An 18,906-nucleotide genomic window follows, 5' to 3' on the forward strand; every position below is an offset into this window, starting at 1 on the left:
TAATGAAAAGTTCTGTAATTTTTCATTTAATTTTCATAAAAAGTAAAAGCTGAATGTAAAAACATTAAAGCTGACCTTAGCCAGCTTTAATGTTTAGAGAGGTTATGAAAAATTATTTAGTTGTGACAGAAGGGGCTATTGGGTCTGCTGTAATATAGCCCACGTTAGCACTATAACCATTATTGTAATTTTGGTTAATTAATGCCTTAACATCCTCAGGTACACTGCTGCTATCGCCTGGATGTTGGAAGTTGCTCATGATGTAAGTCCAACCGTTGATTGAATCTACAGCATGTAAACCTGTTGACTCTGCACCTGCTGGTGTAGAAAGTAAACGTGTTAACTCTTTGGTATCTACATTGTATGCCCACAAGAAGTTGTTCACGTGGTTACCTGAGTCTTCACCAATGAATAATGTGCGTAAAGTTTCAGAGAACTTCAGATTGTCTGGGCTAGCAATTTTGTCTGGGTTCGCTGTATTACCTAAACTATCTTTCGTAGCAAGATCTTCACCCATTAGCAGCATATATGAGTAAAGAGGAACCCACTCACTATTGATTGCGCTGCCTTCATTGTCTGTAAAGCTATTACCTAATTTATGTGCTAGCACGCCACCAGCAGTAATTTTTTTAGAGAATGCGACATTATGTCCAGCGACATAACCTTTACCGCCAATGACCATTGAATCCTGAATATTAGCTAAAGCAGAGTAAGCAACTTTATCTTTAATATTTACGTTAGTACCTTCCATCTTGGTAAACGCCATACTTGCACCTTTTAATGCTGCATAACGATGTGTTTCCAAGAAAGCGGCCGCTTTTTCCATACCTGGTTTAAGTTTGACCCAAAGCTGTTTCTTTGCCAAAGTGATTTCAGTATAACTAGCATCATTTGGGTTAGTTGTTAAACTTTCCATGATGTCAGTTGATTTAATCCCACCAGCAACTAAATCCTCAATTTCTTTACTTGTCGCATGTCCAAGTTTGATCCATTGAATGCTAGCAGTTGAGGTTTCAGTTAGGGTATTAATGTATTTAGCAACATAGAGCGTACCTGCTGATAAATCTTTTTCTTTATCAGCAACGAACATGAAGAAACCACCGTTGGTGTAGTCATCTCCCATAAGCGCTGTACGGTTGTCTGGCATAACATGGATAAGTTCGTGAGAAATACGACCTAAACAATAGTGCTTTTTAATGCTACCTGTACCATCAAGGTTAACCGTTACTTCTGGCAAATGACCGTAGTTATAAGGGTTTGCTTTAGTTTCATCACCAAAGAAGTATTTACCAAGATATTTTGGATCTGTACCGCCAATGCCTTGATTGAATGCATCTGGCTCATATTCTTCACTTGATAAGTGAGTGTTCCAAGGTGATAAGCTAGCACCGCAAGTAATCCATAAACCGTGTACTGGTGCAGTATCAACGTTGAAGTATTTTTTAAGTTCTAGGTGACCTGTTTTTTGGTCTTGATCCAACGTTAAAATTGCGATTGGAGATGGTAACTGACCGTAAGTATCGCCACCTGCTTGGTCTTTAGAGTTGTATTCAAATTGAACAACGTGAAACACAGGATTTGCTACGCCTTCAACTTTCGCACCTTCTAATTGAATTAGAGATGAACCATCTGGACAGTCTGAAAAGAATTGACGTTCTTTGCCAGCAACTGATTTATCCATAATTGGATTGCCATTAACATCAAAATAACCACCAGCGATAATTGTTCCACCACCGTGCTTTGGTACGCTATCACCTGTTTTAAAGAAGGGTTTATAAGCGAGTTGGTATTCAGTACTGGTTGAATTTTCCCAATCAATTTTTAATTTAGAATTCACTAAAGTTGTTGCACGGTCTGCCGCAGTTGTTGGCGCTGGCATTGCTGTAAATTTTGCATTTTTAAATTTGCTTGGTTGTGGTGTTGGAGTGACTACAGAGCTGTCATCACTATCATTACAACCTGCTAACGTTGCTGCCGTAGCCATCGCACCTAATGGAAGAAAAGGGATCCCCGTAAACCATTTTAAAATTTCGCGACGCGTTGGTTGAGTAGAAGCAGTTGTCATAATAAATCCCTAAATTTTGTGGGTATATTTGTTGAGTTGATTCTATGGACTGAAAATGACACTTTTCTTACATTTTTAAGTCACTTTGAAGACAGTTTATTGCTTTGTAGAATAAAAAGTGTTCTACATAAAAAAAGCCTGAACTTCGAGGTTCAGGCTTTTTGTTAAAAATCATTTTATTCAGCAGAATGGACTTTTCTTTTCTCAAGAATTTTACCAAAGAGTAGGCCAAGTTCGAAAAGCAACCACATGGGAATCGCTAACATCACCATTGAAATTGCATCTGGTGGTGTAATAAACATCGCTACAAAAAAGCATCCAACAATGATAAAACGTCGCTTTTCAGCAAGGCTTTTTGTATTTACCACACCGATTAAAATAAGGAGAAGCGTCGCGATTGGAATTTCAAAAGTCAGTCCAAATACTAAAAATAGCTTTAAGCAAAAGCTTAGGTAGCTATTAATATCCGTCATCGGTGCAACAGTTTCAGGCGATACACTAATAAAGAAATGTAAAATTGCCGGAAGAGTAATGTAATATGCAAAAGCAACACCCGCATAAAACAAGACAATACTACCGATGAGTAATGGTAGTGCTAAATGACGTTCTTTTTGATAGAGTGCTGGACGAACAAATGACCAGATTTCATAAAGAATAAATGGCATTGCCAGCACAAGTGCGACAAATAAATTGAGTTTAAAAGGCGCCATAAAGGTTGCAGTGACATCTGTTGCAATCATTGACGAGGAGGTTGGAAGTTGCAGCCTCAAAGGTTCAGATAGTAATTGGTAAGTATTATTTCTAAAAGGTAATAAGCAAAAAAATAAAAATAAGGTTACTCCGACAATCCTAAATAAATGACGTCGTAAAACGACCAAATGGCTCATGATTGGCATTTGGTCTAAATTTTCCTGATTATTTACAGTGGTTGAAGGCAGTTGGTTCATACGGCAATCTTCAATTTAACAGGTGATGTCTCTGAAATATCAGTTGATGATGCTAAAGGCATAAATTTTCTAATGTATGGGACTTTATAATGGCCTGATATAGGAAGACATATCCGAATAGGTTGGGGCACTGATTTGGTTGCCTCAGCCTTATCTATATTTTCAGAAATATTCTGCTTTTGAATTTCTTCAAGCTGTTGTTGTACTTTACGTTCTAGTGCTTCAATGCGGTTGAGTTCTTCTTGCATCTCTTTTCGAAACTCAGAAAGACGCAACTCTTGATCAATCTCATTTTGCAAATTGGTAATATAACGTTTTAGGCGAACATACCAACGACCAGCAAAGCGTGCAGCTTCTGGAAGTTTATCCGGACCTAAAACTAAAATTGCAATAATTGCAAAACAGAGTAGCTCTGTCATTCCTACATCAAGCATGGTCGAAAACCTTTAGCTTTTTACTGATGTGCTGTCAGGTGTTTTGACTTGGGCATCAATTGTTCGTGGAGTATTAAGAGCAGTGGTCTCATCTTCTTCACGAACTGATTTTTTAAAGTCTTTTACTGCACCGCCTACGTCTTTACCGATATTTTTTAATTTAGACGTACCGAATAATAAAATAACGACAATTGCAAAAATAACGACATGCCAAATAGATAAACCGGCCATGATCTTATACCTCTTTTCAGTTTGCTTTATATCAACAGGTTGCCATGACAGGAATGTGACATTTATATGTCATTTTTAAGACAATGAATGGCTGCCAAAATCTAAAAAGTTAATTTTATAAACTGCATATCTCCTTTTTTTTATTGATACATAGTTTGAAAAGAGTCACTTAAATTACTTGAAATGGAGAATACATTTCATTTTGAAAAGGTGTAGCATAGCAAGCTGGTTTTAATGAGCAAGAGGAGAGAGCGTGGCGCTACTACTGCCTGTATTGGCATTTATCACAGGACTTCTACTTGCTCAGACTTCCATTGCAGAAACTATAAAACCTATTCTCTCAGCTTGGCTTGCACGACTCCTGATTCCGATTGTGATTATTTACAACATGGTATTTTATCAGCCAGGTAGTTTGAGTTTGATGCTGTTTAGCTTCGGTTCAGCATTTCTTATTTTCTTTGCCTATTTAGCTCTATTTAAAGACAGGTTATTAGCGCTATGCGTGAGTTATACCAATATGGGGTGGCTTGGTTTTCCCTTTGCTATGGCTTTATTTGGCCCTGATGCTACGGCTCCTATTGTGGCTTTATATATTGGTATGTCTCTTTTTGGAAATGCATGGGCTGTTACGGCAGTCACCACTGCACCACAAAGTAAGCTCAACATATTAAAAAAGGTTTTAACTTCTCCACCGTGTATTTCAATTTTCTGTGCACTTTTACTTAGGTCGTTAGGTGCTCAACATATCGAGCATCCTGCTGTACATTGGGTATATGAAGTTGCCAAGTTTGTCATGACTTTTGCTGGTATGTGTGTGCTGGGAATGTGGCTACGCCGTACTCGCGTGCATTTAAAAGACTTAATTTACAGTACAAAAGCTCAAGCATTTAAAGTAGTGTGCGGATTTATTCTCTGTGGCTTAACTTATAGATTTTTACCCATTCCCAATATCAACCAGCAAATTGGAGTGATGTTTTTAATGTTTTGTTTGCCGCCAGCAGCCAATATTGTAGCACTAGAAACACATTACCAAGGGACGGGAAGATCTGCGGCTTATATTGCTTCGGGGACGATTGTGAGTTGTGTGTGTATTGCGATTTATGCTGTGTTTTTACACTTGTTCGTTTAATCTTTATTTAATTCTAAGTTTCCTAAATTTGCTTGTGCGAAGGCGGCATGGATGCCGCCAGTTAGACGGTGGCACAAGGATGTGCCATCAGTCTAACAAAAGATTTTTGCTTACTTTTCATCTTTGAAAAGTAAGAGGTGCCTATACAAAGCTGAATACTCTCTAACGTGGTATTCAAAGGCTATATGGAAAAAATTATACTAAACTTTCTCTAAATAACTGCATCGCTTGTCCACGATGGCTAATCTTGTTTTTGTCTTCTTTAGACAATTCAGCGCTAGAAACTTGTAGCTCAGGCAACCAGAACAGTGGGTCATAACCAAAGCCATTTTCTCCACGTGGCGCTTCTAAAATTTCGCCGTGCCAGATGCCTTGGAAAATTTGTGGTAATGGGTCTTCGGCATGAGTGACTAAAGCAAGTACACATACAAACATACCTTCAATCACTTCACCATTTTTACGGTATGGCAGAAGATCATTTAATAATTTTGCATTGTTAGCTGCATCGTCACCATGTTCTCCAGCATAGCGTGCTGAGTAAATGCCAGGTGCGCCGCCTAAGACAGGTACACAAATACCAGAGTCGTCAGCCATAGCAGGTTTACCTGAAATTTTAGAGGCATGACGAGCTTTAATAATGGCATTTTCAATAAAGCTTAAACCATCTTCAATTGCATCAGGAATATTAAGGCGACCTTGAGGAATAATTTCTACTGGTAACTTAAGCTGTTCAAAAAGTTTTTCAAACTCTGCGACTTTACCTTTGTTATTGCTGGCAAGAACTAAACTGCCCTGATCAAACCAATGTGGGGTAGACATAATAAAACCAAACTTTATAGCTAATATCGAACAGCAGTTATGTTACGTGTTTTTTGGAAGGGGATATAGAGGAAAACAAATAGAATATAAAATGGGATAACCTAAACTAAAGCCACCTTGTACAGCATACAAGGTGGCTTTAGTCGAGTAAGGTTTTTTACGGATGAACCGTTATTATTGTGCTTGAATCCATTTGTCCGCACGGTCACGAGCTGTACGGATTTGTTCTTGAGTTAAGTTCGCTGCTAGAGCAGTTTTCTTACCTTCAGATAGGCTAATCACTTTATTGTCGAGCATGCCATCACGAGTTGAAAGCTCATACCATTGGTAAGCACCAACGTAGTTTTTCTTTTGCTCTTCCATCATCGCAAGGTTATAGCTTGCACGATTATCACCATTGCTTGCTGCTTTTTCAAAGTATTTACGAGCCATAGACTCATCTTTTTTAACACCAATACCGTCCGCATACATGCGGCCTACGTTTAATTGTGCTGGTGATAAACCTTGATCGGCTGCTGCTTTAAACCATGCGAAAGCTTGTTTCTCATCTTTTGCTACATCTTTACCATATTGGTAGTGTGTACCAAGGTAAAACTGTGCGCCTGCTTGACCAGCTTTTGCCGCTTTCTGAAGATCGTTAATCCCCATCGTTGAAAAGCGTGCGGCTTGACTCGCAACCGATTGTGGCTGGGCGATATAATCTGCATGAGCCTGCATACTTAGCAGTCCTGCAAATAGTGTGCTAAATAATGTCTTTTTCATAGTGCACTCACTCGATAAATAGCGACTTCACCAAACAAATTTGGAACATGTTTGCTTAACAGGCTTCCCTGCTGATTTCCATTGACGGCGAGTCGATTAATAATTTGTATCTGATTTTCAGCACATAGTGCTTCGAAATCTTTAAATGTACATAAATGAATGTTGGGGGTGTTATACCACATATATGGTAGAGCATCCGATACAGGCATCATTCCTTTTAATGCAAGAAAAGAGCGAGTCTTCCAATGTGCAAAGTTTGGAAATGTAATAATTGCCTGTTTACCCACACGCACCATGTCTCTTAATAAAACATCGGGTGCATCTACGGCTTGCAAAGCTTGTGCCATAACCACATAGTCAAAGGACTGGTCTGCAAAGCGGCTTAAGCCGAGATTCAAATCTTGTTGAATAATATTTAACCCGCGACTGACGGCAATTGCAATCTTTTCTTGATCAATTTCTAAACCATAAGCACGAATTTGATGCTTTTGGCTCATATGAGCGAGTAATTCACCGTCACCACACCCTAAATCGAGTACGCTTGAGCCGGGTTTAATCCACTTTTCTGCCAGTTGTTGATCAATACGCATTAGCTTGCCTCCAGTGACGTCGATTTCAAGTGTTCTTCACCGCCTAAGAAAGCGCGCATGGTTTTGACATACAGTGGAATCGGGAATAAGAAGGAGTCATGACCTTGTTCAGCATCAATGTCGAGATAACTTACAGGCTTATGATTGGTAATAAGCGCATCTACAATTTCTTGTGAGCGACTTGGTGCAAAACGCCAGTCAGTTGTAAATGAGACAATCAAGAACTGACATTTAGTTTTGCCCATTGCTTCAGTTAAAGAATGGCCGTATTCACGAGATGGGTCAAAGTAATCTAAAGCTTTAGTCATGATCAGATAGGTATTGGCATCAAAGTTACGGCTGAACTGTTCACCTTGATAACGTAGATAGCTTTCGACCTGAAACTCGACATCAAAACCGTACATAAATTTGCCAGATTTTAAATCACGGCCAAATTTTTGTTTCATGGCTTCTTCTGAAAGATAGGTGATATGACCTACCATGCGAGCCAGAATTAGTCCGCGTTTCGGGTAACTATCATTTTCCAAATAACGGCCATGATGGAAATCTGGATCAGATAAGATTGACTGACGAGCAACCTCATTAAATGCAATATTCTGTGCTGAAAGCTTTGGTGCACTGGCAATAATCACACATTTTTGTAGGCGGTCAGGGTAGTCTACGGACCATTGTAGTGCTTGCATGCCTCCTAATGATCCACCGACCACTGCATACCAGACATCTACACCTAGACGGTCCGAAAGCATGGCTTGTGTTTTAACCCAGTCACGTACCGTTACTAATGGAAAATCAGGTCCGTAAGGACGGTTGTCGTTTTCAGGATTTGGTGAGGTCGGGCCAGTTGAGCCATTACAGCCACCAATATTATTTAGCGAAACTACAAAAAACTTATTCGTATCAATTGCCTTACCCGGGCCAATACAGCTATCCCACCATCCAGCTTTTTTATCATCTTCGTGGTGATAACCCGCTGCATGATGATGTCCGGAAAGAGCGTGACAGATTAAAATTGCATTTGATTTATCAGCATTTAAAGTGCCGTAAGTTTCGACCATTAGTTCAAAACGTGGCAAAACACGATCACATTCAAGGTGTAATGGTTCTTCAAATTGGAACTTTTGCGGAGTGACTAACCCCACTGAATCAGCTGGAAAAGACACGGGAACATTTCGCCTTTTAAATCTTTCAGGAATAAAAAGAAAGGATACCAAGCTAGGTATCCTTTCCAAAGTCTTTTTTTTAATTAAACAGCGGCGGCAACAACCTGATCTGTACTTAAAACACCTTGATCAATCAAACGGTTGGTACATGCAATAATTGCTTCAATGGATGAGGTGACTGTGTTGTCATGAACACCGGCACCAAACGAACCTTTACCAGTACCTTTTACTTGAAGCTCAATTAAGGTTAATGCTTTCGCATTTGCACCTGAACTAATACTACGTTCTTCATAGTTCAATACGTCAATTGGTAATTGAAGAGCATTTAAGAATGCAGAAATCGGTCCATTACCTTCACCACGAAGCTGTTGTGTTTCACCTTCGACATCAATATCAAGTTCGATAATCTGAGTGCCATTAATGTCAGATAACTTGTAGTGTTTGACTGTGTAGTGATGATTCTTCACATCAACATACGCGTCTTTAAATAACGTCCAGATCTCTTTAGCGTTAATTTCTGTACCGTTCTCATCAGCATATTGTTGAACAACCTGACTGAATTCGATTTGCAAACGACGTGGCAACACAACGTTGTAGTTTGATTCTAATAAATAAGCGATACCACCTTTACCAGACTGACTATTTACACGAATTACAGCATCGTAATCACGGCCCAAATCTTTCGGATCGATTGGTAAGTAAGGCATATCCCAGATTTCTTCGTTTTTCTGGTATTCGAAGCCTTTTTTAATCGCATCTTGATGTGAACCAGAGAATGCAGTAAATACCAAATCACCTGCATACGGATGACGAGGGTGTACAGGTAAACCAGTACATTCTTCAACCGTTGCAATCACTTCATTAATATTAGAAAAATCTAACTCAGGCGCTACACCTTGGGTATACATGTTCAATGCAATTGCTGCAACGTCAACGTTACCTGTACGTTCACCATTACCGAACACACAGCCTTCAACACGGTCAGCACCCGCCATAATGGCAAGTTCTGATGCAGCAATACCACAGCCGCGGTCATTGTGGCAGTGAACAGAAATGATTACGCCATCACGACGAGCCAAATTACGATGCATCCATTCAATTTGGTCTGCATAAACATTTGGTGTGGAAACTTCTACAGTTGCAGGCAAGTTTAAAATAACTTTATGATCTGGACGTGCATCCCAGATTTCTGTGACGGCATCACAGACATCTTTAGCGACTTCTAATTCAGTTGCAGAGAAACATTCTGGGCTGTATTGGAAAATCCAGTCAGTTTGAGGATATTGAGCCGCATACTCTTTAACTTTTTGAGCAGCATTAATTGCTAATTGTTTTGCGCCATCAACATCTACATTCAAAACCTTTTGACGGAAGGTTGGAGAGTTCGAGTTATAAATATGTACAATCGCGCGTTTAGCACCTGCCAAAGATTCAAAAGTACGTTCAATTAAATGGTCACGTGCTTGAACCAAAACCTCAATATATACGTCATCAGGAATATGATTTTCTTCGATCAACATGCGAGTAAAATCGAAGTCAATTTGAGATGCAGAAGGGAAACCGATTTCAATATGCTTAAAACCAATTTTCACAAGCATTTTGAACATTTTGAATTTTTGTTCCATGTTCATTGGTTCAAAAATTGCTTGGTTACCGTCACGTAAATCCGTACTCATCCAGATTGGCGCTTTTGTAATTTCGTTATTTGGCCATTGGCGATCTGGTAAAGCCACACGCTGGTACATACGGCGGTATTTTTTGCTAGGGTCAGCCAACATCATGAGAAAACTCCTTGTCTCGTAGCGCGGTTGCTCTGGATATATTTAAAAGGCAACGTCTCTACTTAATATATGGTATCTAATTCAGAAAAATTAAAGGTAATTTTGAAGTGCTGCTTTAAAAAGCAGACAAAATTTTTATACGCGCGCTTGGCGCAGCATCAGGAGTTGCAGATGATGTCTTGCTTGAGTAGGCTGGGCAAACAAGTAATTCGTTTTCATCTCTAGACCGTAGAATAATAAGTTTGATGGTTTGCTGGGGGTAATCTTGATATTTAGATATATCACATCTAAACAATGATTACACCTTGTGCAAAATTCTTATCATAATTTTAGTTAAATAGTTTAGAAAATAATTTTCTAATTTTGCGCTGTTTTATTTTTTATGGAAAATTATTTTCATATTATTGCCTTTTTAAGGAAAAAAAGATTATCCAGCCTTAAAAAGGCAAAAATAAATATAGTTACAGTTCTGACCACATACGAATTAAATTATGATAAATGTTGGTCAGCTTCATGACTTCTGGGTAGTTATCACCGTGTGATTTACGTAGTTCTCGAATGCTCTCATCAAGATTAAATAAAAGGTGGCGTTTACTATCGTCACGGACCAAACTTTGTACCCAGAAAAAAGAAGCAAAACGAGTACCTGAGGTAATGCTACTGACTTCATGTAGGCTAGTAGAAGGGTAGAGCACGACATCACCTGCTGGTAATTTAACTTCGTGATAACCATAAGTGTCTTCAATCACTAGGTCACCACCTTCATATTCATCGGGTTCACTTAAAAATAATGTACAAGATAAATCAGTGCGTAACTGTTCTGAAGTTCCACGTATAAGACGGATCGAGTTATCTACATGGAAACCAAAGCTTTCATGTTCATCATAACGATTAAAAAGCGGTGGAATAATTTTGTGGGGTAGGGCAGCAGCCTGAAACACTGGATTTTGCCAAATTGCTTTGATGACAAGATCACTTAAATGATGAGTAAGCGGGTCTTGTTCTGAGAGTTGCTGATTTCTTTTCACTGAAGCAGACAAGGTGCCGGCAGTCACTTTCCCACCTACCCAATTGGCGTCTTCCATGAGCTTACGAAACTCGGCAACTTGCTCTTTGCTTAAAACATTCGGGATATGATGAATCACGGCAAACACCTTTTAAATAGATACTTCATTTGTAAAAATAGCCTCATGACGAGGCTATTTTATATGAACTTCAATTAATTCCATAAATAAATTATGGCATTTAACCTTAGTACTTAAAGTTAATCGCTAAGACAGCATTACGACCATTGCCTTCAAATGCGTAGTGAGCTGCATGTGCACTAGTGAAATAACGCTTATCAGAAATATTATTAATATTAAGCTGTAAGTTTACATTCTTGTTCACGTCGTATTTAGCCATAGCATTGTAAATGGTATAAGTTGGCAAATATTTAGGTGCAGTTGTGTTCACAAAAACTTGATCACGATATTCAACACCAGCGCCTAAAGTCAATTGAGGCATTACTCTGTAAGTAGACCAAAGTGTAGCACTGTTTTTCGCTACAAATGGTAATGGTTTACCTTCTTGAGCAACCGCATTATATGCAGCTTCTGTGATTTCGCTATCTAAATAGCTATAGCCTGTAGAAACATCCCATTTGTCGGTAATTTTCCCGTTCAAACTAATTTCAAATCCATCAACTTTACTTTTACCAGCATTGGCTGTCGTGTTCGGATCAATTTGGATACGTGTATTTTGCTTTTCAGTACGGAAAACTGCTGCTGTTAAATTAGCACGGTTATTAAACAGATCCCATTTAGTTCCTAACTCGAAAGTACGAGCTTCTTCTGGTTTTAGATCATTTGCACTCGCACTTGCAGCACCTGAGTCGCTAATAGAATCTGAACCTGTGTCACCTTCAGCAAGCACGCCTACTGGATTTGCTGACGTAGCATAGCTTAAATAAATACTACCATCTTCTGTTGGTTTAAAAACTAAACCAGCTTGGTAAGAGAAGTAGTCTGTATCGCTTTCTAATTTATCACCAGCTTTATGAGGAGTACGTCCACTTACGTCCTTATTATATTTTTTCTCAGTTTCAAATTTATCCCAACGAACACCTAAGTTAAGTAACCATTGTGGATTAAATTCGATACTATCTAAAGCATACACGCCTACATTATGACTACGAGTGGTCGATTGTGCTGTGATAGATCCACGCTTATCTGTGAAGGTACCATTTCCAGGATTATTTAAACTCGTACACCAGCCATTTGCCACAGCAGCAGCTGAAGTACAGTTTTGAATATTACTGTCTAAAATGGTCGATGTGGTTTCACCAGCAGCATTAGTAAAAGTATGTACACCTTGGTCAGTTTCTTGGAAGCTCCACTCGGTACCAACATTAAAAGAATGCTTTAGGCTACCTGTATTGAATTTACCTCTTAAAGAAAGCTGATCGCTATAAGCATCGCTATCTAAGATACGGCTTAAGGCACGGCGAGCGATTGTGCCTCTGTAAATATTACCCTTAGAGTCATCAGCATTCGTATAAACATAATCAGATTTAGATTTGTTGTAGGTTGCTATATTAGACAAGGTAAGATTTTCATTAAAATCATGTTCTAGCTTAAACGTACCAATGTGGTTTTCGCGTTTGTCGAAATCACGCGCTTTCCAGCCATAGTAGGTTCCAGCTTTTACATCAACAGGCTTGCCGTCACCAGGAGTTACAATAACTCCAACAGGAGGTTTGGTTGGGTTTGCATTGTTAAACGGAATACCTGCATCAGGTTCATCGTTACTACGTAAATAGTAGTAGCTTAGTGTTCCACGAGTTGCCGTATCTAAACCAAATGCAAGACTTGAGGCAATACCGGCACGGGCATATTCTGCACCGTTACTTTGACCAGCTTTTTCATTTTCGTGACCCATAATAACAACACGACCAGCAACTCCGTTGCCAAAGTCTTTGTTGGCATCAAGTTGGATATGACGATAGTTGTCAGTACCACCTTGAACACTACCTTGGTAAACGTCACCTTCATGAGCTACTTTAGGGATTAAGTTAATGCTTCCACCCACGCTACCGCCACCACCAAGGGCAGAAGAAGAGCCTTTAATAACTTCAACTTGTTCAATGGCAAACATGTCGCGGTTTTGGGAAGTCGTATTACGAACACCATCAACATAAATAGAAGATTGACCGCTATAACCACGAATGTAAGGCATATCTGTAAACGGGGTACCGCCTTCACCAGCACCTAATGTAATACCAGGTTCATAGCGTAACGCTTCGAGTAGGGTATTAGAGTTTGTATCTTTAATTAATTTTTGAGAAAGAATTGAGACTGATTTTGGTGTGTCTTTGAGAGGAGCTACGAATTTAGAGTTTGCAGACTGATCTACTTTTAAAGATTCTTCTTGAGTCGCTTTAGTATGAATTGTTGGTAATTGTGAAACTGCTTCTTGCGCCATGGCTGTTGTTGCAATCATTGATAGCGATGAAGCTATTGCAGAAGAAACAATTTTTTTACGTGTTCTAATCAAAGACATAACTTCAGGACTCTAAAACTAAAAGGTTATGCGAATAATAATAATTCTTATTTATATGTACAGTTTGTGTTAATTGGATTTGCCAATTGAATTATGAAGAAAAAGTGAATGATTGAATGGAAAATTGTGCTTTTATGTAGCTAATCTACTGATTATTGGTAATTGTTTGTTAAAGCGATTAAATTCAAAGTTTAATTGTAATTTTAGATTTATAAAGAATAACTAAAAAATTAGTTTTACTTAAGTACTTATGAAAAATATTTAAAGAATCATAAAATTACTGTGAAATTTACTAGAATAATGTCCTTCACTTACATGAAGTGATCGGTTAATTTTGTATATCTTGAAAGTTGTCATATAATACAGCACTTTTTTAAAAACTGTTCCTACTAACTAATTTTTATCGAGGAAGCCATGCAAGTAACGACTGAAGCGGTTTCGGGCGTTGCCCGTCGTTTAAATGTGTCTGTACCGACGAGCCGTATTAACGAGCAATTTGAAGCTCGTTTGAAGCGCACTGCCAAAACTGTGAAGATCAACGGCTTCCGTCCAGGTAAAGTACCTGAAAACGTTGTTCGTCGCGAATACGGTGCAAGCATTTATCAAGAAGTTGTAAATGACATCATTCGTGATAGCGTTTTTGAAGCAATTCAACAAGAAAAAATCAATGCGGTAGGTATGCCGAACATTGAGAAAGTTGAACATAAAGAAGACGCTTTAGTTTTTGAAGCAACTGTAGAAGTTTATCCAGAAGTTGAAGTAAAAGCATTTGACGGCTTAGAAGTTGAACGTAAATCAGCTGAAATTAAAGATGCTGACGTTGACGCTATGATCGAAAACTTGCAAAAACAACGTCAAACTTGGGCTGTAACCAAGGGTATGGCGAAAAAAGACATGCAAGTGACTTTTGACTTTGAAGGCACTATCGATGGTGAGAAGTTTGAAGGCGGTTCTGCTGAAGACTTTAAACTTGTGTTAGGTTCAGGTCGTATGATCCCTGGCTTCGAAGATGGCATCATTGGCATGAAAGCTGGTGAAGAGAAAGTAATTGATGTTACTTTCCCTGAAGATTACCAAGCTGAAAACTTGGCTGGTAAAGCAGCTCAGTTCAAAATCACTGTGAAGCAAGTTGAAAAATCTAAACTTCCAGAAATTGATGCTGAATTCTTAAAAATCTTCGGTGTAACTGAAGAAGAAGGCGTTGAGAAGTTAAAAGCTGACGTTCGTAAGAATATGGAACGTGAAGTTCGCAATGGTTTACGTAACCAAGTTAAACAAGCTGCTTTTGATGCACTTGTTGCTGCGAATGAAGTTGAAGTTCCAACTGCAATGGTTGCTCAAGAAATTGACCGTCAACGTCAACAAATGGTTCAACAGTTCACTCAACAATTTGGTGGTGCAGGCGCGCAATCTTTTGACAAGAGCATGCTTCCTGATGAATTGTTCAAAGAACAAGCAGAGCGTTCTGTTAAGCTTGGCGTATTGGTAAGCAAAGTTTTAGCTGATGCTAAACTTGAAGTTGATCAAGCTCGCGTTGATGCTTACATTGACGACATGGCTTCTTCTTACGAAGATCCAACTGAAGTGATTGAATACTTCAAAAATGATGCTCAACAACGTGCTCAAATCGAAGCAGTTGTATTAGAAGATCAAGTTGTTGATCACATCTTAGCTGGTGCTAAAGTGACTGACAAAGCTGTATCTTATGATGACTTATTGAAAGAACAACAAGCTCGCCGTATGGGCTAATCTTTTAAGAAGTCAGAAAAAGGCGCCTGAGGCGCCTTTTTTGTTTTTCTTTATGTGATCAATTAGAGTGCGGCATTAAGTACTTAGGTATAAATAATATAATATTTCAGTGCGAACCTTTTGCAATTTGAGAAATTATCCCGCATATTGTTGCCATAGGTTAAGTCACAAAAAATTTAGGAATAAATAACGTATGTATGTTCCAACAATTGAAAATGCTTTAGTTCCTGTTGTGGTTGAACAATCTTCTCGCGGCGAACGTTCTTTTGATATTTATTCACGACTTTTACGTGAGCGCGTCATTTTTTTGACAGGTGAAGTTGAAGATAACATGGCAAATCTGATTGTTGCCCAAATGTTGTTTTTAGAAGCTGAAAATCCTGATAAAGATATCCACCTTTATATCAACTCTCCAGGTGGATCTGTGACAGCGGGCATGGCAATTTATGACACAATGCAGTTTATTAAGCCTGATGTCGTGACATATTGTATGGGTCAAGCTGCTTCAATGGGTGCATTTTTATTAAATGCGGGCGCTAAAGGCAAACGCTATTGTTTAGAAAATGCCCGTGTCATGATTCATCAACCATTGGGTGGTTTCCGTGGTCAAGCATCGGATATTGAAATCCATGCGCGTGAAATTCTCTTTATTAAAGAGCGCTTGAACCGCTTAATGGCAGAGCACAGTGGTCAAGACTATGAAACCGTTGCTCGTGATACTGACCGCGATAACTTTATGACAGCCCAAGCTGCTAAAGAATATGGTCTGGTTGATCAGGTGTTAAGTAAGCGTCCATAAGGACCTTCTTATATAAATAACTTGAGATGTTGAAAAAGATCTCCATTTAGTTATTTATGCAGTGCATCTTGCCCTAATATTTAAGATTCTATTTGTGGAGTGAATATGTCCGAACATCCTCAAGGACAAAAACATTGTTCATTTTGCGGTAAAACGCAGTCTGAAGTCGGGAAACTGATTGCGGGTGAGGACGCATATATTTGTAATGAATGTGTGGATGTCTGCTTAGACCTTGTACAAACCAGCCAACAGGTTGAAGCAGGTGACTGGGCGAGCAAGGCATTGCCAAAACCACATGAAATACGTGCTGCGCTTGATCAATATGTTATTGGTCAAGATCTTGCCAAAAAGACACTCTCTGTTGCAGTTTATAACCATTATAAACGCTTGAAAGTTGGTCATAATGGCCATGTGTCTAAAGAAGTAGAAATTGCTAAAAGTAACATTCTACTGATTGGACCTACTGGTTCAGGTAAAACTTTACTTGCACAAACATTGGCTCGCCTTTTAGATGTTCCATTTGCGATGGCAGATGCAACAACATTAACCGAAGCGGGTTATGTGGGTGAAGATGTTGAAAATATTGTGCAAAAGCTTTTGCAAAAAGCAGACTACGATGTAGAGAAAGCTCAGAAGGGCATTATCTATATTGATGAGATTGATAAGATTACTCGTAAATCTGAAAATCCATCAATTACGCGTGATGTGTCTGGTGAAGGTGTACAACAAGCATTATTAAAAATGATTGAAGGTACAGTTGCTTCGATTCCTCCGCAAGGTGGTCGTAAGCATCCACAGCAAGAGTTTATCCAAATTGACACCTCAAATATCTTATTTATTTGTGGTGGTGCATTTTCTGGTTTGGAAAAAATTGTACAACAGCGTCAAGAGAAAGGCGGTATTGGTTTTACAGCTGACGTTAAAAATAAAGATGAAACCAAAAAGCTTGCTGAATTGTTCCGTCAGGTTGAGCCAACTGACTTAGTGAAATTTGGTTTAATTCCAGAATTCATTGGTCGTTTACCAGTGATTGCGACACTTGAAGAGCTAGACGAAGAAGCTTTAATGCAAATTTTGACTGAGCCAAAAAATGCATTAACACGCCAGTATCAATATCTTTTCACTATGGAAAATGTTGATCTGATCTTTGAAGATTCTGCATTACGTGCTGTTGCTAAAAAAGCGCTTGAACGTAATACGGGTGCGCGTGGTCTACGTTCTATTATGGAAAACGTACTGCTTGAAACTATGTATGATTTACCAAGTCGTACAGATGTTGGAACAGTCATTATTAATGAAGCAGTCATTAATGGTGAAGCAGAACCTGTTTATCAGGCTGAACGCCAACCTAAAGAAGCTGCAACGCATGAAAGTGTTGCTAAGGCAGATTTAAAGGTTATTGATTCGAAGTCTGCATAGATTTCATTCATCTAAAAAGCATGAATCGCGTTAGTGATTCATGCTTTTTTTGTTTTCAATTTATATGGGTAGTGTTAATCTTAAAAATACAAAATACGCATAGTTTTGCGGTGTAAAAAATAAATCAAAAACAAAACGCTTTGAGGGATGCCATGCGTTATTTAATCGTATCTTTGTGCTGTGCAGGACTATTTGTGGGCTGTCAAAGTTTATCTCATTTAGAAAAAAATCCGAGTGAATTGACCGCGACTCTACCTAAAGTTGATGTTGAAAAAGAACCTGGTTTATTAGATCAATATCATTTAGGCGGTTTTACTGTGGGAGGGTGGGTCAACCAAAAATTGGGTCAGACTTTTGCTCCAATCAAACCACAAAATGAACAGGCAGCTGTAGTTTATCTATATCGACCAGACACAAAATGGAATCGTCAGGAAATTGCAGCGATTAATCTCTTTGTGAATGGTAAGCGCATTCCGAGTCTATTACATAATCATTATTACTGGATTGAGTTACCAGCAGGAACGTATCGTCTTTCAGCAAGTCGCCCTTTACTTGGTATCCATTTTCAAGAACCAAAATATATTGATATCACTGTTGAGGCGGGAACGTCTTATTATTTGAAATATGATGAAGAAAATAAAATGGACCGAAGTGAACATACTGGTCCATTTATGTTAATGCAAGACAATATTGGACGTAGAGAGATAGCATTTACTGAGCTTAAATCTTCTAGCTATAATTTTGTAGCTGAAGATGCTTCAGGAAAGATCCGTCATAAACCACAAGAATTAAAGCCAGCCAAATATGATGAAAAATCAGATGTACATCTGATTAAGCCATTTAAATTATGGAATCCTTTAACTTGGTAATAGCCTAAAAAAGATAAAGAAAAGTTTAAGACTTTTCTTTATCTTTCATCAACGGTGCAAGAATTTTAAGCATCTCTTCTTGCATATGATCTCGTGCTTTAGGGTCATTAAATGTTTGCTGTCCCAACTCCATCATATATTCTGAAATTTGCCCCATAATCTGTACGTTTTTGCGCGTAATTGATTGGCCTTCTGGGGTTTTTAAAAATTTCAGATTAGCCTGAATTTCCTCTTCAGTATAAGTCTTAAGATAAATATCCTCTAAGGCTTGAGCTGTTTTTGGGTTACTAATGAGCTGATTGCTCGAATCTTTTAAGAGTGAACCTAACTTCTTCGCGGCCTCTTTTTCTTTTGGACCTAAAGTTTTGATACCCGTGATATTACTAACGATCTGTTCTGCCTGTTGATCATAGTAAGGCGTTAATTCATCAATTGATTCTTTAAGCAGGTAATCAATTTGGCTCATTTGCATGAGTTCTTTAACTGAACTTAACTTGGCAGGAGAGGCAAATAAGCTTGTGGTAATACAGCTTAGACAAAGGCTGATTGAGAGATTTTTAAGAATAGGGCGAATAGTCATGAAATGACCTATATTCAATATTTGGCGAGAGG

The 18,906-nt window shown here is 38.6% G+C and carries 17 protein-coding genes; 5 read left to right on the forward strand and 12 right to left on the reverse strand.

The window, feature by feature from the left end:
* Positions 1-112 precede the first annotated feature (112 nt).
* From JGE69_RS13175 to JGE69_RS13190, 4 genes are all read right to left on the reverse strand, one after another.
* On the reverse strand, positions 113-2,065 hold the full coding sequence (locus JGE69_RS13175; protein WP_199113692.1) for a PhoX family protein: 1,953 nt from the start codon (positions 2,063-2,065) through the stop codon (positions 113-115).
* A gap of 176 nt (positions 2,066-2,241) precedes the next feature.
* Entirely contained in the window at positions 2,242-3,012 is a 771-nt protein-coding gene (gene tatC, locus JGE69_RS13180; RefSeq protein ID WP_033849475.1) for a twin-arginine translocase subunit TatC, read from the reverse strand.
* Positions 3,009-3,446 carry a Sec-independent protein translocase protein TatB gene (tatB, locus tag JGE69_RS13185; protein ID WP_002114889.1) on the reverse strand — a complete coding sequence of 146 codons (438 nt, stop codon included), beginning with the start codon at positions 3,444-3,446 and terminating at the stop codon, positions 3,009-3,011. Before tatB ends, tatC begins: the two co-directional genes overlap by 4 nt.
* A 12-nt stretch (positions 3,447-3,458) precedes the next feature.
* Positions 3,459-3,677 (reverse strand): Sec-independent protein translocase subunit TatA, encoded by a 219-nt coding sequence (locus tag JGE69_RS13190; RefSeq protein ID WP_002114991.1) that lies wholly within the window; start codon positions 3,675-3,677, stop codon positions 3,459-3,461.
* A 253-nt stretch (positions 3,678-3,930) separates the two neighbouring features.
* Here JGE69_RS13190 and JGE69_RS13195 point away from each other — a divergent pair, with 253 nt between their 5' ends.
* On the forward strand, positions 3,931-4,806 hold the full coding sequence (locus JGE69_RS13195; RefSeq protein ID WP_199113690.1) for an AEC family transporter: 876 nt from the start codon (positions 3,931-3,933) through the stop codon (positions 4,804-4,806).
* 195 nt (positions 4,807-5,001) lie between these two features.
* On the opposite strand, the gene rdgB is transcribed toward JGE69_RS13195, so the two are convergent.
* The 7 genes from rdgB to JGE69_RS13230 all read right to left on the reverse strand — a co-directional run bounded on the left by rdgB (position 5,002) and on the right by JGE69_RS13230 (position 13,458).
* Entirely contained in the window at positions 5,002-5,625 is a 624-nt protein-coding gene (gene rdgB, locus JGE69_RS13200; RefSeq protein WP_068932912.1) for an RdgB/HAM1 family non-canonical purine NTP pyrophosphatase, read from the reverse strand.
* A gap of 174 nt (positions 5,626-5,799) precedes the next feature.
* Complete coding sequence (locus tag JGE69_RS13205) at positions 5,800-6,387, reverse strand: tetratricopeptide repeat protein (RefSeq protein WP_017385717.1); 588 nt, start codon at positions 6,385-6,387, stop codon at positions 5,800-5,802.
* Positions 6,384-6,977: a methionine biosynthesis protein MetW gene (gene metW, locus JGE69_RS13210; protein WP_001217230.1), complete on the reverse strand. Its 594-nt coding sequence runs from the start codon at positions 6,975-6,977 to the stop codon at positions 6,384-6,386. The genes JGE69_RS13205 and metW overlap by 4 nt, the downstream gene beginning before the upstream one ends.
* On the reverse strand, positions 6,977-8,137 hold the full coding sequence (gene metX / locus JGE69_RS13215; RefSeq protein ID WP_002114709.1) for a homoserine O-succinyltransferase MetX: 1,161 nt from the start codon (positions 8,135-8,137) through the stop codon (positions 6,977-6,979). The genes metW and metX overlap by 1 nt, the downstream gene beginning before the upstream one ends.
* A gap of 83 nt (positions 8,138-8,220) precedes the next feature.
* Positions 8,221-9,918, reverse strand: a complete 1,698-nt coding sequence (gene leuA, locus JGE69_RS13220; protein WP_199113688.1) for a 2-isopropylmalate synthase — start codon at positions 9,916-9,918, stop codon at positions 8,221-8,223.
* A 461-nt stretch (positions 9,919-10,379) separates the two neighbouring features.
* On the reverse strand, positions 10,380-11,063 hold the full coding sequence (locus tag JGE69_RS13225) for a Fe2+-dependent dioxygenase (RefSeq protein ID WP_032054373.1): 684 nt from the start codon (positions 11,061-11,063) through the stop codon (positions 10,380-10,382).
* Positions 11,064-11,169: 106 nt separating this feature from the next.
* Positions 11,170-13,458 carry a TonB-dependent receptor gene (locus JGE69_RS13230; RefSeq protein ID WP_199113686.1) on the reverse strand — a complete coding sequence of 763 codons (2,289 nt, stop codon included), beginning with the start codon at positions 13,456-13,458 and terminating at the stop codon, positions 11,170-11,172.
* Positions 13,459-13,872: 414 nt separating this feature from the next.
* Here JGE69_RS13230 and tig point away from each other — a divergent pair, with 414 nt between their 5' ends.
* The 4 genes from tig to JGE69_RS13250 all read left to right on the forward strand — a co-directional run bounded on the left by tig (position 13,873) and on the right by JGE69_RS13250 (position 18,294).
* Positions 13,873-15,207 (forward strand): trigger factor, encoded by a 1,335-nt coding sequence (tig, locus tag JGE69_RS13235; protein WP_002114878.1) that lies wholly within the window; start codon positions 13,873-13,875, stop codon positions 15,205-15,207.
* A gap of 193 nt (positions 15,208-15,400) precedes the next feature.
* Entirely contained in the window at positions 15,401-16,006 is a 606-nt protein-coding gene (gene clpP / locus JGE69_RS13240) for an ATP-dependent Clp endopeptidase proteolytic subunit ClpP (protein WP_002114870.1), read from the forward strand.
* 105 nt (positions 16,007-16,111) lie between these two features.
* Positions 16,112-17,425 carry an ATP-dependent Clp protease ATP-binding subunit ClpX gene (clpX, locus tag JGE69_RS13245; RefSeq protein ID WP_002114726.1) on the forward strand — a complete coding sequence of 438 codons (1,314 nt, stop codon included), beginning with the start codon at positions 16,112-16,114 and terminating at the stop codon, positions 17,423-17,425.
* A 152-nt stretch (positions 17,426-17,577) separates the two neighbouring features.
* Positions 17,578-18,294 carry a DUF2846 domain-containing protein gene (locus JGE69_RS13250; RefSeq protein WP_199113684.1) on the forward strand — a complete coding sequence of 239 codons (717 nt, stop codon included), beginning with the start codon at positions 17,578-17,580 and terminating at the stop codon, positions 18,292-18,294.
* A 25-nt stretch (positions 18,295-18,319) separates the two neighbouring features.
* Here the strand turns inward: JGE69_RS13250 and JGE69_RS13255 are convergent, their stop codons facing one another.
* Positions 18,320-18,874, reverse strand: a complete 555-nt coding sequence (locus JGE69_RS13255; RefSeq protein ID WP_199113682.1) for a DUF2059 domain-containing protein — start codon at positions 18,872-18,874, stop codon at positions 18,320-18,322.
* Positions 18,875-18,906 lie beyond the last annotated feature (32 nt).

Source organism: Acinetobacter sp. C13, assembly GCF_016809775.1.
Taxonomy (GTDB): Bacteria; Pseudomonadota; Gammaproteobacteria; order Pseudomonadales; family Moraxellaceae; genus Acinetobacter; species Acinetobacter pittii.

Bases quoted from the DNA above. Each gene is read 5' to 3' on its own strand.
- JGE69_RS13175 (WP_199113692.1), bottom strand. From the start codon at position 2,065: ATGACAACTGCTTCTACTCAACCAACGCGTCGCGAAATTTTAAAATGG.
- tatC (WP_033849475.1), bottom strand. From the start codon at position 3,012: ATGAACCAACTGCCTTCAACCACTGTAAATAATCAGGAAAATTTAGAC.
- tatB (WP_002114889.1), bottom strand. From the start codon at position 3,446: ATGCTTGATGTAGGAATGACAGAGCTACTCTGTTTTGCAATTATTGCA.
- JGE69_RS13190 (WP_002114991.1), bottom strand. From the start codon at position 3,677: ATGGCCGGTTTATCTATTTGGCATGTCGTTATTTTTGCAATTGTCGTT.
- rdgB (WP_068932912.1), bottom strand. From the start codon at position 5,625: ATGTCTACCCCACATTGGTTTGATCAGGGCAGTTTAGTTCTTGCCAGC.
- JGE69_RS13205 (WP_017385717.1), bottom strand. From the start codon at position 6,387: ATGAAAAAGACATTATTTAGCACACTATTTGCAGGACTGCTAAGTATG.
- metW (WP_001217230.1), bottom strand. From the start codon at position 6,977: ATGCGTATTGATCAACAACTGGCAGAAAAGTGGATTAAACCCGGCTCA.
- leuA (WP_199113688.1), bottom strand. From the start codon at position 9,918: ATGATGTTGGCTGACCCTAGCAAAAAATACCGCCGTATGTACCAGCGT.
- JGE69_RS13230 (WP_199113686.1), bottom strand. From the start codon at position 13,458: ATGTCTTTGATTAGAACACGTAAAAAAATTGTTTCTTCTGCAATAGCT.
- tig (WP_002114878.1), top strand. From the start codon at position 13,873: ATGCAAGTAACGACTGAAGCGGTTTCGGGCGTTGCCCGTCGTTTAAAT.
- clpP (WP_002114870.1), top strand. From the start codon at position 15,401: ATGTATGTTCCAACAATTGAAAATGCTTTAGTTCCTGTTGTGGTTGAA.
- clpX (WP_002114726.1), top strand. From the start codon at position 16,112: ATGTCCGAACATCCTCAAGGACAAAAACATTGTTCATTTTGCGGTAAA.
- JGE69_RS13250 (WP_199113684.1), top strand. From the start codon at position 17,578: ATGCGTTATTTAATCGTATCTTTGTGCTGTGCAGGACTATTTGTGGGC.
- JGE69_RS13255 (WP_199113682.1), bottom strand. From the start codon at position 18,874: ATGACTATTCGCCCTATTCTTAAAAATCTCTCAATCAGCCTTTGTCTA.